The sequence below is a fragment of the Xanthobacter pseudotagetidis genome (assembly GCF_043194795.2).
GTDB classification, from domain to species: domain Bacteria; phylum Pseudomonadota; class Alphaproteobacteria; order Rhizobiales; family Xanthobacteraceae; genus Xanthobacter; species Xanthobacter tagetidis_A.
On record NZ_CM195534.1, the window covers coordinates 3,424,082 to 3,438,579 of the forward strand.

13 protein-coding genes are annotated in these 14,498 nt (G+C 68.7%); 10 read left to right on the forward strand and 3 right to left on the reverse strand.

Annotation, left to right across the window (positions count from 1 at the left end):
- Positions 1-28 precede the first annotated feature (28 nt).
- On the forward strand, positions 29-994 hold the full coding sequence (locus tag V5F67_RS15685; RefSeq protein WP_394016874.1) for a TRAP transporter substrate-binding protein: 966 nt from the start codon (positions 29-31) through the stop codon (positions 992-994).
- Between the two features lie 43 nt (positions 995-1,037).
- Here the strand turns inward: V5F67_RS15685 and V5F67_RS15690 are convergent, their stop codons facing one another.
- Complete coding sequence (locus V5F67_RS15690; protein WP_394016873.1) at positions 1,038-1,994, reverse strand: LysR family transcriptional regulator; 957 nt, start codon at positions 1,992-1,994, stop codon at positions 1,038-1,040.
- 209 nt (positions 1,995-2,203) lie between these two features.
- Between V5F67_RS15690 and V5F67_RS15695 the strand changes: the two genes are divergently transcribed.
- The 7 genes from V5F67_RS15695 to V5F67_RS15725 all read left to right on the forward strand — a co-directional run bounded on the left by V5F67_RS15695 (position 2,204) and on the right by V5F67_RS15725 (position 10,280).
- On the forward strand, positions 2,204-3,685 hold the full coding sequence (locus V5F67_RS15695; RefSeq protein ID WP_394016872.1) for an ABC transporter substrate-binding protein: 1,482 nt from the start codon (positions 2,204-2,206) through the stop codon (positions 3,683-3,685).
- A 183-nt stretch (positions 3,686-3,868) separates the two neighbouring features.
- Entirely contained in the window at positions 3,869-4,786 is a 918-nt protein-coding gene (locus V5F67_RS15700) for an ABC transporter permease (protein ID WP_394016871.1), read from the forward strand.
- Entirely contained in the window at positions 4,783-5,700 is a 918-nt protein-coding gene (locus tag V5F67_RS15705) for an ABC transporter permease (RefSeq protein ID WP_394016870.1), read from the forward strand. The genes V5F67_RS15700 and V5F67_RS15705 overlap by 4 nt, the downstream gene beginning before the upstream one ends.
- 4 nt (positions 5,701-5,704) lie before the next feature.
- The gene (locus V5F67_RS15710) at positions 5,705-6,685 is read left to right on the forward strand and encodes an ABC transporter ATP-binding protein (protein WP_394016869.1); all 981 of its coding nucleotides are present in this window, start codon (positions 5,705-5,707) and stop codon (positions 6,683-6,685) included.
- Positions 6,682-7,662: an ABC transporter ATP-binding protein gene (locus tag V5F67_RS15715; RefSeq protein WP_394016868.1), complete on the forward strand. Its 981-nt coding sequence runs from the start codon at positions 6,682-6,684 to the stop codon at positions 7,660-7,662. The genes V5F67_RS15710 and V5F67_RS15715 overlap by 4 nt, the downstream gene beginning before the upstream one ends.
- Positions 7,663-7,698: 36 nt before the next feature.
- On the forward strand, positions 7,699-9,108 hold the full coding sequence (locus tag V5F67_RS15720) for a M20 family metallopeptidase (RefSeq protein WP_394016867.1): 1,410 nt from the start codon (positions 7,699-7,701) through the stop codon (positions 9,106-9,108).
- The gene (locus V5F67_RS15725) at positions 9,105-10,280 is read left to right on the forward strand and encodes a M20 family metallopeptidase (RefSeq protein ID WP_394016866.1); all 1,176 of its coding nucleotides are present in this window, start codon (positions 9,105-9,107) and stop codon (positions 10,278-10,280) included. The genes V5F67_RS15720 and V5F67_RS15725 overlap by 4 nt, the downstream gene beginning before the upstream one ends.
- A gap of 33 nt (positions 10,281-10,313) precedes the next feature.
- On the opposite strand, the gene V5F67_RS15730 is transcribed toward V5F67_RS15725, so the two are convergent.
- Positions 10,314-10,793, reverse strand: coding sequence for an Lrp/AsnC family transcriptional regulator (locus V5F67_RS15730; RefSeq protein WP_394016865.1), 480 nt, complete (start codon positions 10,791-10,793; stop codon positions 10,314-10,316).
- Between the two features lie 137 nt (positions 10,794-10,930).
- Between V5F67_RS15730 and V5F67_RS15735 the strand changes: the two genes are divergently transcribed.
- Positions 10,931-11,944: a 1-aminocyclopropane-1-carboxylate deaminase gene (locus V5F67_RS15735; protein ID WP_394016864.1), complete on the forward strand. Its 1,014-nt coding sequence runs from the start codon at positions 10,931-10,933 to the stop codon at positions 11,942-11,944.
- Between the two features lie 48 nt (positions 11,945-11,992).
- Here the strand turns inward: V5F67_RS15735 and V5F67_RS15740 are convergent, their stop codons facing one another.
- A complete protein-coding gene (locus tag V5F67_RS15740) occupies positions 11,993-13,180 on the reverse strand; it encodes a glycosyltransferase (RefSeq protein ID WP_509210576.1) in 1,188 nt (395 codons plus the stop codon).
- Positions 13,181-13,475: 295 nt separating this feature from the next.
- Here V5F67_RS15740 and gmd point away from each other — a divergent pair, with 295 nt between their 5' ends.
- Positions 13,476-14,495: a GDP-mannose 4,6-dehydratase gene (gmd, locus tag V5F67_RS15745; protein WP_394016862.1), complete on the forward strand. Its 1,020-nt coding sequence runs from the start codon at positions 13,476-13,478 to the stop codon at positions 14,493-14,495.
- The last annotated feature ends 3 nt before the right edge of the window (positions 14,496-14,498 follow it).

Here is a 14,498-nt window from a genome sequence, read left to right on the forward strand (position 1 = left end):
TGAACCCACGCGAACCGCGGAGAGACCCATGAAGAGCTGGATACTCGGTGCCGCCCTGCTGCTCGGCGCGGCAGCCCCCGTCTCGGCGCAGACGACGCTGAAATATACCTTCGTCAATCCCATGAACAGCCACTTCGGCGCCGCCGCCACAGCGTTCAAGGAGACGGTGGAGAAGGAATCTGGCGGCAAGATCAGGGTGGACATCTTCCCCGGCGGCGCGCTCGGCGGCGAGCGCGAGATCGTCGAGAGCCTCCAGCTCGGCACCATCGACATGGCTATGACCAGCACCTCGGTGGTGGCCAACTTCGTGCCGGAGCTGCTGGTGTTCGACATCCCCTTCATCTTCCGCGACACCGCCCATGCGCGCGCCGTGGTGGACGGGCCGATCGGCCAGGACATCCTCGCCAAGGTGAAGGACAAGGGCGTCATCGGCCTCGGCTACGGCGAGAACGGCTTCCGCCACCTCACCAACAACAAGCGGCAGGTGGAGACGCCGGCCGATCTCTCCGGCCTCACCATCCGCACCATGGAGAACCCGATCCACATCACTGCGTTCAAGGAGCTGGGCGCGCGCCCGACGCCCATCGCCTGGCCGGAGCTCTACGCCGCGCTCCAGCAGGGCGTGGTGGACGGGGAGGAGAACCCGCTGTCCAACATCCTCACCGCCAAGCTCTACCAGGTGCAGAAGTATCTGACCCTCACCGGCCACGTCTACGCGCCGACCCTGGTGATGATCTCTCCGGCGGCCTGGAACAAGCTCAGCCCCGACCAGCAGAAGATCCTGAAGGACGCCGTCGCCAAGGCCATCGTCGCCCAGCGCAAGGCGGTCGAGGAGCTGGAGGCGAATGCGGTGAAGACCTTGAAGGACCAGGGCATGCAGGTGGAGGCCAAGGTGGACAACGCCCAGTTCGCGGCCAAGCTCGCCCCGGCCTATGCCCAGTTCTCCAAGCAGTTCGGGCAGAAGACGCTGGACGCGATCCGCGACACCAAGTGAGCCGGTCCCGGCGCCGAGGCCCGCCCTTCGGCTCCCCTGACGCTCAAGGTCGCGGCAGGGGGGCCTCCTCGCGCTCGGCGAGGTCGAGCGGATGGTTGCCGCCGCGCTCGATCCGCGCCAGCTGGGCCTTCAGGTAGGCGGCGAAGGCCTGGACCGCCTCCGGCAGGACGCGGCCCAGCATGGTCTGGAGCTCGTAGCGCCGCTCGTTGGCCGCCTTGGTCCGCAGCGGCAGGGCGCGCAGCTGGAACGGCGAGATGCGGGAAATGGCGGTGATGCGCCCGGTCATGGTGATGCCGCCCGCCACCTCGGCGAAGCGCCACAGGCCGGCGATGTAGTTGGTGATCAGGACCGGCTCTATGACGATCCCCTCGGTGCCGCAGGCGAGGTCGAACAGCTGGCGGGCGGTGGTATCCTCGGCGGGCAGGCCGAGCGGAAAGGCGGCGATGTCCGCCAGCGTCACGAAGGGGCGGCCGGCGAGCGGATGGTCCGGCGCCATCAGCGCCATCAGCGGCGCCGACCCGGCATGCTCGATGCGCACGCTCGGATCCGGCGCGAAGCCGTAGGACAGGCCGATGTCCATGTCCCCTTCCCGCACCATGCGGGTGATGGTGCGCGGCGTGCTCACGTGCATCTCGAACGAGATGCCGGGATAGGTCTCCCGAAACTGGCCGATCGCCCCCGGGACGAAGTCGGTGGCGAAGCCCTCGGTGCATCCCACGCGCACGAGGCCGCGCTCCAGCCCCTTCAGGCGGCGCACCTCGGCGATCACCTGCTCCGCGCCGAGCAGCGTGCGCCGGGCGTGCTGGGCCAGCAGCTCGCCGGCGGCGCTCGGCACCATGCCGCGCGGCCGGCGCTCGAACAGCGGCGTGCCAAGCTCGGCCTCAAGCTTGGCGATCTGCCGGCTGATGGCGGAGGCGGCCACGTTGAGCCGCTCCGACGCCTCGGCGATGGAGCCGACCCTCACCACCTCCAGGAAATACCGCAACGACGCATCGTGCACCTTTCGATCCTCCGGGCTGCGGCGCGAGACATGCCATTTCGGCAACGATAATCACACAATATTCTAATTGCGATACGCGAACCGCTCAATAAACTCTCATGCTCAGATGTTGGGCGATCAGATCCAGCCTCCAAAACCAATTCCAGAGAGCGAGAGAGAACATGGCATTTCTTCGGTCCCGCCTCTCCAGGGTGTTAGCGGCCTCGTTCATGGCCCTGGCCCCCGCAGCCGCCCATGCGGACAAGGCCCGCGACACGCTGGTCTACGCTTCCGACACCGAGGCGGAGAATGTCGGCCCCTACCACAACAACGTGCGCGAGGGCGTGATCATCGCCCGCCACGCCTTCGACAACCTGATCTTCCACGACCTCGCCACCGGCAAGTACGAGCCGCAGCTCGCCACCGACTGGACCTGGGTCGACCCGCAGACGCTGGACCTCACCATCCGCAAGGGCGTCACGTTCCACAACGGCGATCCGCTGACCGCCGACGACGTGGTGTTCACGCTGAACTGGGCAGTCTCGCCCGAGGCCAAGGTGGTCACCAAGCAGAACGTCGCCTGGATCAAGAGCGCCGAGAAGATCGGCGACGACAAGGTCCGCATCCACCTCAACGGCCCGTTCCCGGCAGCCATCGAGTATCTGTCCGGGCCGGTCGTGATCTATCCGCAGAAATACTTCGAGAAGGTCGGCCTCGACGGCTTCGCCAAGGCGCCGGTCGGCTCCGGCCCCTACAAGATCACCGCCGTCACCCCCGGCAAGGGCGTGACCATGGAGAAGAACACCAGTTACTGGAAAGGCAGCCCGCTCGGCCAGCCGAGCATCGGCAAGCTGGTGTTCCGCATCATCCCCGACCAGGAAACCCAGATCGCCGAGCTGATGACCGGCGGCGTCGACTGGATCTGGCGCGTGCAGGCCGACCAGGCCAAGCAGCTCGGCGCGGTGCCGAACCTCACGGTCCTCGCCGCCGAGACCATGCGCGTGGGCTTCCTCCAGCTCGACGCGCAGGGCGTCTCGCCCGGCTCCGAGCCGCTGAAGGACGTGCGCGTGCGCCAGGCCATCGCCTATGCCATCGACCGCAAGGCGATGCTGGACAATCTCGTGCGCGGCGGCGCCCGCCTCATGAACTCGGCCTGCTTCATCGACCAGTTCGGCTGCACCGACAAGGGCGTGCCGCGCTATGACTACGATCCCGCCAAGGCCAAGAAGCTGCTCGCCGAGGCCGGCTATCCCAACGGCTTCTCCATCGATCTCTACGCCTATCGCGAGCGCGAATATGCGGAGGCGGTGATCGGCTATCTGGACGCCGTCGGCATCAAGGCCAAGCTCAACTTCCTCAAGTACGGGGCGATGCGCGAGATGGCCCGCGCCGGAAAGACGCCGATCACCTTCCAGACCTGGGGCTCGTTCTCGGTGGCGGATGCCTCGGCCTTCACCGGCGTGTGGTTCAAGGGCGACGCCGACGACCGCGCCCGCGACCAGCAGGTCACCGACATGCTGAAGAAGGCGGACACCACGGTGGAGACCGAGGCCCGGCTCGCCGCCTATGCCGAGGCCCTGAAGGTAATCGCCGAGCGGGCCTATCTGGTGCCGCTGTTCTCCTATTCCAGCAACTACGCCTTCACCAGCGACCTCGTGTTCAGCTCCCAGCCCGACGAGCTGCCGCGCTTCTTCCAGGCGCGCTGGAAGTAGGCCCATGGAGCGGCGCGACACGCGCCGCTCCTCCCGGTCCCGGCGGCGAAGCCTGCGCGCAGGCCGGACGCGCCATTGCTGCGAATCCGTCCGGCCGCAAGACGGCGTGCCGGCCTATGATGTCGCGCCCCCGCCCCCTGCCCGGCCGCAGTCCGGCCCGCGGGGACCGCTGAGGAAGCCTCGATGCTCGCATTCACGCTTCGACGCCTCGTGGTGGCGCTCTCGGTGGCCTTCACCGTCTCGGTGATCGCCTTCGCGCTGCTCCATCTGTCGGGCGATCTCGCCATCACCATCGCCGGCCCTGAAGCCTCGCCCGCCCAGGTGGAGGAGGTGCGCCAGCAATACGGCCTCGACCGGCCGCTGCCGGTCCAGTATCTCGGCTGGCTCTGGAATGCCGTGCACCTCGATTTCGGCAATTCCTTCTTCTTCCGCGAGAGCGTGTCGGCGCTGATCTCCGAGCGCATGCCCGTGACCATGCGCCTCGGCGCCATCGCGCTGACGCTGTCGCTGGTGGTGGCGGTGCCGCTCGGCGTGCTCGCCGCCGTCTACCGCGGCACCCTGATCGACCGCCTCGCGCTCGGCTTCTGCGTGATGGGCCAGGCGATCCCCACCTTCTGCCTCGGCCTCGGCCTCATCATCGTGTTCGCGGTCAACCTGCGCTGGCTGCCGGTGTCCGGCACCGCGACGTGGCAGAGCTACATCCTGCCCTCCGTCGCGCTCGGCTGGTACGCCATCCCGGCGGTGATGCGCCTGTCGCGCAACGGCATGCTGGAGGTGCTCTCGCAGGACTATATCCGCACCGCCCGCGCCAAGGGCCTGTCGCCGGCGAAGGTGGTGCTGAAGCACGCGCTGCGCAACGCCATCATCCCGGTGGTGGCGCTGGCGGCGGTGCAGTTCGGCTTCATGCTCGGCGGCTCGATCGTGGTGGAGGCGGTGTTCTCCATGCACGGCATCGGCCACCTCGCCTGGGAGGCGATTTCCCGCAACGACTTCCCGGTGGTGCAGGCGGTGGTGCTGATCCTCGCCGGCATCTACATCACCCTCACCTTCCTGGCGGACGTGGTGAACGCCCTTCTCGATCCCAGGATGCGCGTGGCATGAGCGAGACCCTGCCCTCCGCGATCGAGGCCGCAAGCCTCGACGAGACGCCGCCGCGTCGCGCGGCGCTGTCGAACTTCCTCGTCGGCAGCCTCGGCCATGGCGGGCTGATGGCCGGCGGCATCGTGCTCGCCGCCATCATCCTGATCGCCCTCGCCGCGCCCCTGATCGCGCCGCACGACCCCTATGCCCAGAACCTCGCCCGGCGCCTCATCCCGCCGGTCTGGGACGCGCGCGGCACCTGGGACCACATCCTCGGCACCGACAAGCTCGGCCGGGACTATCTGAGCCGGCTGATCTACGGCGCCCGCATCTCGCTGCTCATCGGCTCGGTCACGGTGCTGATCTCCGGAACCATCGGCACCGCCATCGGCGTGTGCGCCGGCTATTTCGGCGGCCGGGTGGACGCGGTGCTGAGCTATCTCGTCACCACCCGCCTCGCGCTGCCGGTGGTGCTGGTGGCGCTCGCCGCGGCGGCGCTGGTGGGCTCCTCGCTCCAAGGCGTCATCCTGGTGCTCGGCCTGCTGCTGTGGGACCGCTTCGCCGTGGTGACGCGCGCCGCCACCCAGCAGATCGCCGGCTCCGACTACATCGCCGCCGCCAAGGCCATCGGCTGCTCGACGCCGCGTATCCTGCTCTCGGAGATCCTGCCCAACATCCTCAACCCGCTGATCGTGGTGGCGACGCTGGAGATGGCCCACGCCATCCTCCTGGAGGCCGCCCTGTCGTTCCTCGGGCTCGGCGTGCAGCCGCCGCTGCCGTCCTGGGGGCTCATGATCTCGGAGGGCAAGCAGTACATGTTCTTCAGCCCCTGGGTGATCGCCATCCCCGCGACCGCCCTGGTGTTCCTGGTGCTGGCCATCAACCTCGTCGGCGACGGGCTGCGCGATGTCACCGCGCCCGAGAACAGGAACTGACGCCATGGCCCTCCTGGAGGTCGAGAACCTCGTGATCGACATCCCCACCGCCATGGGCATGCTCCATGCGGTGGGCGGCGTCTCCTTCGCGCTGGAGCGCGGCGAGACGCTCGCCATCGTCGGCGAGAGCGGCTCGGGCAAGTCGCTCACCTCGCTGGCGCTCATGAACCTCCTGCCCAAGCGCGTGCAGCGCCGGGCGGGGAAGATCGCCTTCGACGGCCAGGACCTGCTCGCCATCTCCGCGGCCGGCATGCGCCGCCTGCGCGGCAACCGCATGGCCATGATCTTCCAGGAGCCCATGACCTCGCTCAACCCCGCCTTCACCATCGGCGACCAGCTGACGGAGGCGCTCGCCTGCCACCGCAAGGTGAGCGCGAAGGAGGCAACGGACCGCGCCGTCCATCTCCTGGAGAAGGTCGGCATCACCGCCGCCGGCCAGCGGCTGAGGCAATATCCCCACCAGCTGTCCGGCGGGCTGAGGCAGCGCGTCATGATCGCCATGGCGCTCATGTGCGGCCCGGACCTCATCATCGCCGACGAGCCGACCACGGCGCTCGACGTCACCATCCAGGCGCAGATCCTCCACCTCATCGCCGACCTCAAGAAGGAGTTCGGCATGGCGGTCATCCTCATCACCCACGACCTCGGCGTGGTGGCGCGCGTCGCCGACAAGGTGGGGGTGATGTATGCCGGCCGGCTGGTGGAGACCGGCACCTCGCGCGCGGTGTTCAAGCAGCCGCGCCATCCCTACACGCGCGGCCTTCTGGACTGCATCCCGGTTCCCGGACGCACCCAGCCCGGCATGCCGCTCGGCGCCATCCGCGGCCAGGTGCCGAGCCTGATCGGCCGGCTGGACGGCTGCGCCTTCCGCAACCGCTGCGACTTCGCAGCGCCCGAATGCGCCGGCGAGATCCCGCTGGTACGCACCGGCGCCGACCACGAGGTGCGCTGCGCGCGGCTCGACGCGACCGAGGTGGCGGCATGAGCGACATCGTGCTCGAACTGAAGGACGTCACCCGCACGTTCCAGGTGTCCCAGGGCATGTTCCGCCCGAAGGCGACGCTGACCGCGGTGGCGGGCGTATCGCTGAAGGTGAGGCGGGGCGAGGTCTATGCGCTGGTGGGCGAGAGCGGGTCGGGCAAGTCGACCCTCGCCAAGATGCTGCTCGGCCTCCTGCCTCCGTCCTCGGGCGAGATCCTGATCGACGGCGCGCCCATCGCGGCGAAGAACCGCGTGGCGGTGGCGCGGCGCATCCAGCCGATCTTCCAGGACCCCTATTCCTCGCTCAACCCGCGCAAGTCCATCGCCCAGCTCATCGCCCTGCCGCTGGTGGTGCACGGCATCGGCAGCGCCACCGAGCGGCACCGCAAGGTGCTGGAGATGCTCGACGTGGTGGGCCTGCCACGCCGGCTGCTGAACGCCTCGCCGAGCCAGCTCTCGGGCGGCCAGCGCCAGCGCGTCGCCATCGCCCGCGCGCTCGTCATGCGGCCCGAGGTGGTGATCTGCGACGAGCCCACCTCGGCGCTCGACGTGTCGGTGCAGGCGCAGATCCTCAACCTGCTGCTGGAGCTCAAGCGCGAGCTCGGCCTCACCTACTTCTTCATCAGCCACAACCTCGCCGTGGTGGAGCACCTCGCCGACCGGGTGGCGGTGATGTATCTCGGCCGCTTCGTCGAGGAGCGCAGCCGCGCCGGCCTGTTCGCCGGGCCGGAGCATCCCTACGCCCGCGCGCTGCTCGAGTCCGTGCTGACGCCGGACCCCGACCTCGGCGTGCCGGACACCCATCTCGGCGCGGTGTTCCCCAATCCGCTCACGCCGGTCCCCGGCTGCCCCTTCAACCCGCGCTGTCCGGACGCGGCGGACCTCTGCCGCGCCGCTGCACCACCGCTCGTGCGCCTGCCGGACGGCTGGGCCGCCTGCCATTTCGCGCCGCGCGGCGCGGCCCGAACCGTCGCCGCATGACCCGTTTCCACGCCCACTGAAGGCCATCGTCGCATCATGAGTCGCCAAGAAGCCGTCGCCCGCGCCGCGGACTACTTCGACCGCGGAGACTTCCGCCGGGACCTCGCCCGCCGCGTCGCCATGCCCACCGAGAGCCAGACCGGTGAGAGCCTCGCCACGCTCGGCGCCTACCTGACCGACGAGATGATCCCGACGCTCGAAAAGCTCGGCTTCTCCTGCCGGGTGGTGGAGAATTCCGCTCCCGGCTACGGCCCCTTCCTCATCGCCGAGCGGCACGAGGCGGACGGCCTGCCCACCGTGCTCACCTACGGCCACGGCGACGTGGTGTTCGGCCAGGACGGCGGCTGGCGCGAGGGGCTCGCCCCCTGGACCCTGGTGGAGGAGGGCGACCGCTGGTACGGCCGCGGCACCGCCGACAACAAGGGCCAGCACTCCATCAACATCACCGCCCTCGAACAGGTGATGGCGGCGCGCGGCGGCGTGCTCGGCTTCAACTGCAAGATGCTGATCGAGATGGGCGAGGAGGCCGGCTCGCCGGGGCTGCGCGAGCTGGCCCAGCGGGAAGGCGCGGCGCTCGCCGCGGACCTCCTCATCGGCTCCGACGGACCGCGCCTGTCGGCGGCCCGGCCCACGGTGTTCCTGGGCTCGCGGGGCGCCGTGAACTTCGAGCTCGAGGTGAGCCTGCGCGAGGGCGGGCACCATTCCGGAAACTGGGGCGGCGCGCTCGCCAACGCCGGCACCATGCTCGCGAACGCCATCGCATCGCTGGTGGACGCCAGGGGCCGCATCCTGGTGGAGGCGCTTCGCCCCAGGGAGCTGCCGTCCGCCGTGCGGCAGGCGCTGTCCGGCATCACCCTGGAACAGGGCCTCGGCGCGCCGGAGATCGATCCCGACTGGGGCGAGCCCGGCCTCACGCCCGCCGAGCGGGTCTATGGCTGGAACGCGCTGGAGGTGCTCGCCTTCCAGACCGGCGCGCCGGACAAGCCCGCCAATGCGGTGCCGCCCACCGCCAAGGCGACCATGCAGCTGCGCTTCGTGGTGGGCACCGACCCCGAGCGCGTCATCCCGCTGGTGCAGGCCCATCTCGCCGCCCGCGGCCTCGGCATGGTGAAGGTTCGCCCGGCCCGCTCGGCGGTGTTCCACGCCACCCGGCTCGATCCGAACGACCCCTGGGTGAAATGGGCGCTGGCCTCGATCCAGAAGACCACCGGCAAGGCGCCGGCGCTGCTGCCGAACCTCGGCGGCTCGCTGCCCAACGACGTGTTCGCGCTGATCCTCGGCATGCCCACCATCTGGGTGCCGCACTCCTACCCCGCCTGCTCGCAGCACGCCCCGAACGAGCACCTGCTCGGCTCGGTGACGCGCGAGGCGCTCCAGCTCATGGCCGGGCTGTTCTACGACCTCGGCGAGGAGGGCATGGCGATCCTTAAGGCGAGGGCCGCATGAGCACGCTCATCGCAAACGCGCCCGTCGACGCCGCGCACGCGGCGATCGTGGCCTGGCTCGCGCCGCGCTTCGACGAGATGGAGGCGCTGCTGGCGCGCCTCGTGGACATCGATTCCAACAGCTACGACAAGGCCGGCGTCGACCGCGTGGGCGAGGCCATCGCCACGGTCCTGGAGGCGGACGGCATCGCCGTCACCCGCCTCCCCGACGCCACCTATGGCGACGTGTTCCGCGCCGAGGTTCCGGGCCGCTCCGGCAACGCGCACGCGCTGCTCATGGGCCACCGCGACACCGTGTTCCCGATCGGGACCGTCCAGTCGCGGCCCTATTCGCGGCGCGGCGACCTCGCCTTCGGCCCGGGCGTGTGCGACATGAAGTCGGGGCTGGTGGCCAACATCTTCGCGCTCCGGGCCATCAAGGCCGCGGGCGGGCTCGCCTTCCCGGTGGTGGCGCTGTTCACCGGCGACGAGGAGATCGGCTCGCCCTCCGGCCGGCGCCGGATCGAGGCCGAGGCGAAGGGCGCCCGCGCCGTGCTCAACACCGAGCCGGGGCGGATCAGCGGCAACGTGGTGACCGGCCGCAAGGGCGGCTGCTCGTTCCATATCGCCGTCACCGGGCGCGCCGCCCATTCCGGCGTGAACCACAAGGACGGGGCGAGCGCCATCGAGGCGCTGGCGCGCAAGATCCTCAAGCTGCACGCGCTGACCGACTACGAGGCCGGCATCACCACCAATGTGGGCGTGGTGCGCGGCGGCATCACCTACAACACGGTGGCGGGCGCGGCCGAGGCGGAATGCGACATGCGCTTCGACACCCCCGCGCAGCAGAGCGCGATGATCGAGGCGGTGACGCGGATCGTGGCCGAGGAGGAGCTTCCCGGTACCGCGGCGACGCTGACCCTGCGCGCAGGCTTCCCGCCGCTGGAGGAGAAGCACGCGGCGGGCCTGTTCGCGCTCTATCGCGCGGCCGCGCGCGACGTCGGCTTCGAGGTGGGCGGCGAGCACACGGGCGGCTGCGCCGATTCCGGCTTCACCGCCTCGCTCGGCGTGCCGACCCTGTGCGGGCTCGGGCCGGTGGGCGGCAAGGCGCATACCGACGCGGAATTCTGCCGCCTCGACACCCTGGTGCCGCGCACCCAGGCGCTCGCGGCCATCCTGTGCCGCCTCGGCTGAGCCGGCGGCCGGCGGCCGGCGGCCGGCGCCCGGTCAAAAGTCCAGCGGCCGGTTGTCCACCACCTCCTTCATGACGAAGAAGGTGCGGGTCTGGCGCACCCCCGGCAGCGCGATCAGCCGGCTGCCGTGCAGGCGGTTGAAGTCGGCCATGTCGCCGACCCGGATCTTCAGGAAATAGTCGAAGTCGCCCGCCACCAGATGGCAGTCGAGGACGAAGCTCAGCTCCGCCGCGGCCGCCTCGAACGCGGCGAAGCTCTCCGGCGTCGAGCGGTCGAGCACCACCCCCACCATGACGAGCGCGCCGCGCCCCACCGTCTCCGGCGCCACCATGCCCCGGAAGCCGCTGATATAGCCCGCCTTGATCAAGGCCTGGGTGCGCCGGTGGCAGGTAGCCGGGCTGATGGCCACCTGCTCGGCCAGCTCCGCATTGGTGAGCCGGCCGTTCTGCTGCAGCAGACGCAGGATCTTGAGGTCGATCGGCGCGAGCGTTTCCGACGTGAGAGATTCTTTCATAGAATAGATATTTATCGATATAAACTTGTCTCACAAGCGATATCTATCGGACTAAAATGGAAAAAATCAGATCAAAATAGAGAGCACCTCTCACGCCATTTCTGTCAAGCATGGCCTTCCATCCAGACGAGGTTGCCATGCTCGACGCCTTCGAACGCTATCCCCTCACCTTCGGTCCGACCCCGATCGAGAAGCTCGACCGCCTGTCCGAGCATCTCGGCGGGAAGGTCGAGATCTTCGCCAAGCGCGAGGACTGCAATTCCGGCCTCGCCTTCGGCGGCAACAAGCTGCGCAAGCTGGAATACATCGTCCCCGACGCCATCAAGTCCGGCGCCGACACGCTGGTGTCCATCGGCGGCGTGCAGTCGAACCACACCCGCATGATCGCGGCGGTGGCGGCCAAGATCGGCTTCAAGTGCCGCCTGGTGCAGGAGGCCTGGGTGCCGCACGAGGATGCGGTCTACGACCGGGTCGGCAACATCATGCTCTCGCGCATCCTCGGCGCCGACGTGCGCCTGGTGGAGGACGGCTTCGACATCGGCATCCGCAAGAGCTGGGAAGACGCCATCGAGGACGTCAAGGCCAGCGGCGGCAAGCCCTACCCGATCCCGGCCGGCGCCTCGGTGCATCCTTACGGCGGCCTCGGCTATGTGGGCTTCGCCGAGGAGGTGCGGGCACAGGAGAAGGCGCTGGGCTTCGCCTTCGACTACATCGTCGTCTGCACCGTCACCGGCTCCACCCATGCCGGCATGACGGTCGGCTTCGCCAAGGACGGCCGGGCGCAGAAGGTGATCGGCATCGACGCCTCCGGCACGCCGGCGCAGACCAAGGCGCAGGTGCTGGAGATCGCCCGGCGCACCGCCGATCTGGTGAAGCTCGGCCGCGAGATCACGCCCGACGACGTGGTGCTGGTGGAGGACTATGCCTATCCCTACTACGGCGTGCCCTCCGACGAGACCAAGGACGCGATCCGCCTCGCCGCGCGCCTCGAAGGCATGATCACCGACCCGGTCTACGAGGGAAAATCCATGCAGGGCATGATCGACCTCGTGAAGAAGGGCTACTTCCCCGAGGGCGCGAAGGTGCTCTACGCCCATCTCGGCGGCGCGCCGGCGCTGAACGGCTACGGCTACGCCTTCCGCAACGGCTGATCCACCGGGGCACGCGGCTCGCTTCCCGTGTCGGGGGGCGGGCCGGCCTCAGCCGTCGATCAGGTCGCGGATGCGCGCGCCCACCGCCTGAAGGGAATTGTTGCGCTTGAGAAGCGCGTAGCCGGCGCGCGCCTTCGGCGCCACCGAAGAGGGATCGTCGTAGATGGACCTCAGGGTCGCTGCCGCATGCTCGATGTCGGGCTCCGCCCAGTGGCTGCCTTCGGCGCCCGGATAGTCGTCGGCGCCCACCAGGACCGGCTGGAAGCGCACCGGAAAGCCGGTTTCCTGCGTCACGAAATCCCGCGTCCCGCCGAAATCGGTCGCGACCACCGCCTTGCCGAGCGCAAGCGCCTCCGCGCAGCCCAGGCTGAAGCCCTCCGAGCGATGCAGCGACATGAAGACGTCGCAGCTCTCCGTGAGGGCGTCCAGCTCATTGCGGGGAATGGTCCGATCGATGAGGCGCACGCGGCGATCCCGCTTCGCGAGCCTGGAGATGGTGTCGCGACCATTGGACGGCCCCCTCCCGCGTGCCTTGATCACCAGTTCCACGTCCTCGGTCCCGACGGGAAAGGCGGCGAGAAAGGCGGCGACGGCGCCGTGGGGATTCTTGCGGACCAGGTAGGAATCGTAATCGAACAGGGTGAGCACCCGCAGCGGCCCGCCCGACCGGGAGACAGCCGGAGGCGCGGCCGGCAGCAGCACCGGCTGCGGCACGAGATGGACCGGCCGCTTCTGGACCGACATCAGCATGTCCCGCACGAACGTGGTGGGCGCCCAGTAGGAATCGAAGCCGTCGAACATCTGCCGCCAGCCTCCGGGCACCGATGGCAGCTCCCAATAGGTGTAATGGATGTTTTCCTGGCCCCGGCAGGCGCGGGAGGCGAAGGCCGGGATATCCATCGCGCCGGACACGGTCAGCGCCAGCGCATGCCCGCCATGGTCGACGATGCGCCGCGCAAGCAGGCTCTCCGCCTGACGGCCCACGAGCGGAAAGTTGATGAGACGGTTCGGAATCGCCGCAGCATCCAGGGCGCCGACCAGCAGCCGCGCCGCCTCGCCGAGACCGATCTCCGACAGCAGGTAGCCGAACAGATCAACGCCGAAGGGCCGTCCCCCGCCCGCGGCGCCGTGAAGCCAGCAGGGCTTGGAGATGGAATCCGGGCAGTTCGCGCGGTTGCAGCGCAACGCCCAAATTCCGCGATTGAGGCTGCGACTGGACGCCGAGGCAAGCCGCATGACAGCCGCCTTCGGCTCTCGACCTTGCGCAACCACCAGCTTCCGCTCCCCCCGGGCACCCATGCCCACTCATCACAACATTCCGTAATGGAAAACGCGGTTTCCATCCAGTGGCGGAACCTGCAGGCACCATGTCGGCGTGCTTTCGATCTCGGACGCTTTGCGCCGAATGCATAGTTGCCGCACGCAGCCTGCAATGCAAGATGATACCTTCTATGAAGCTATGAAGCGGCTGGACAGTGGGGGGGACTCCGATTACCAATCGCAACCGCAAGATGAGGGTCGAGGGAGAAAGTTGGTGAAACGTGCGCTGATCACAGGTGTCAGTGGCCAGGATGGTTCGTATTTGGCCAAATCTCTGCTTGAGAAGGGATACCACGTTACTGGCGCCCTGCGCCGCAGCTCCCATCCCGAAACTATTCGACTTGAGAAGCTCGGCATCGCCGACAAGATCGAATACGCTTATTTCGATCTGGCGGAAGTCAACAACATCACCCGGCTTGTTCGCGACGGTGCCTTCGACGAGATCTATAACCTTGCGGCCCAGAGCTTCGTCGGCTCGTCGTGGGACCAGCCCGTCTACGCGGCGGAAGTGAACGGCCTCGGCGTGGTGCGTCTGCTCGACGCGATCCGCACCTACGCCCCGCAGGCGCGCTTCTACCAGGCCTCCACGTCGGAGATGTTCGGCCTGGTCCGGACCATCCCCCAGAACGAGGATACGCCCTTTCACCCGCGGTCCCCCTACGGCGTGGCGAAGACCTATGGCCACTACATCACGGTGAACTATCGCGAGTCGTTCGGCACCCACGCCTCGTCCGGGATCCTGTTCAATCACGAGAGCCCGCTGCGGGGCACCGAGTTCGTCACCCGCAAGATCAGCCGGGGCCTCGCGCGCTTCACCCGCGGGGTCGGCGACGCGGTCGAGCTCGGCAATCTGGACGCCAAGCGCGACTGGGGCTTCGCCGGCGACTATGTCGAGGGCATGTGGGCCATGCTCCAGCAGGAGACGGCCGACGACTACGTGCTCGCCACCGGCAAGACGACGTCGATCCGCGACTTCGTCCGCTACGCCGCCGAGGCGCTCGCGCTCGATCTCGAATGGTCCGGCGCGGCGAAGGCCGAACAGGCCGTGGACCGGAAGACCGGCAAGGTCGCGGTCAGGATCAACCCGAAATTCTACCGGCCGGCGGAGGTGAGCCTTTTGCTCGGCGACGCCAGCAAGGCGCGCGCGAAGCTCGGCTGGGAGCCCAAGGTGGACGTCCGCGAACTCGCCGCCATGATGGCGCGAGCGGACTACGACGACTGGCAGGGCTGACGC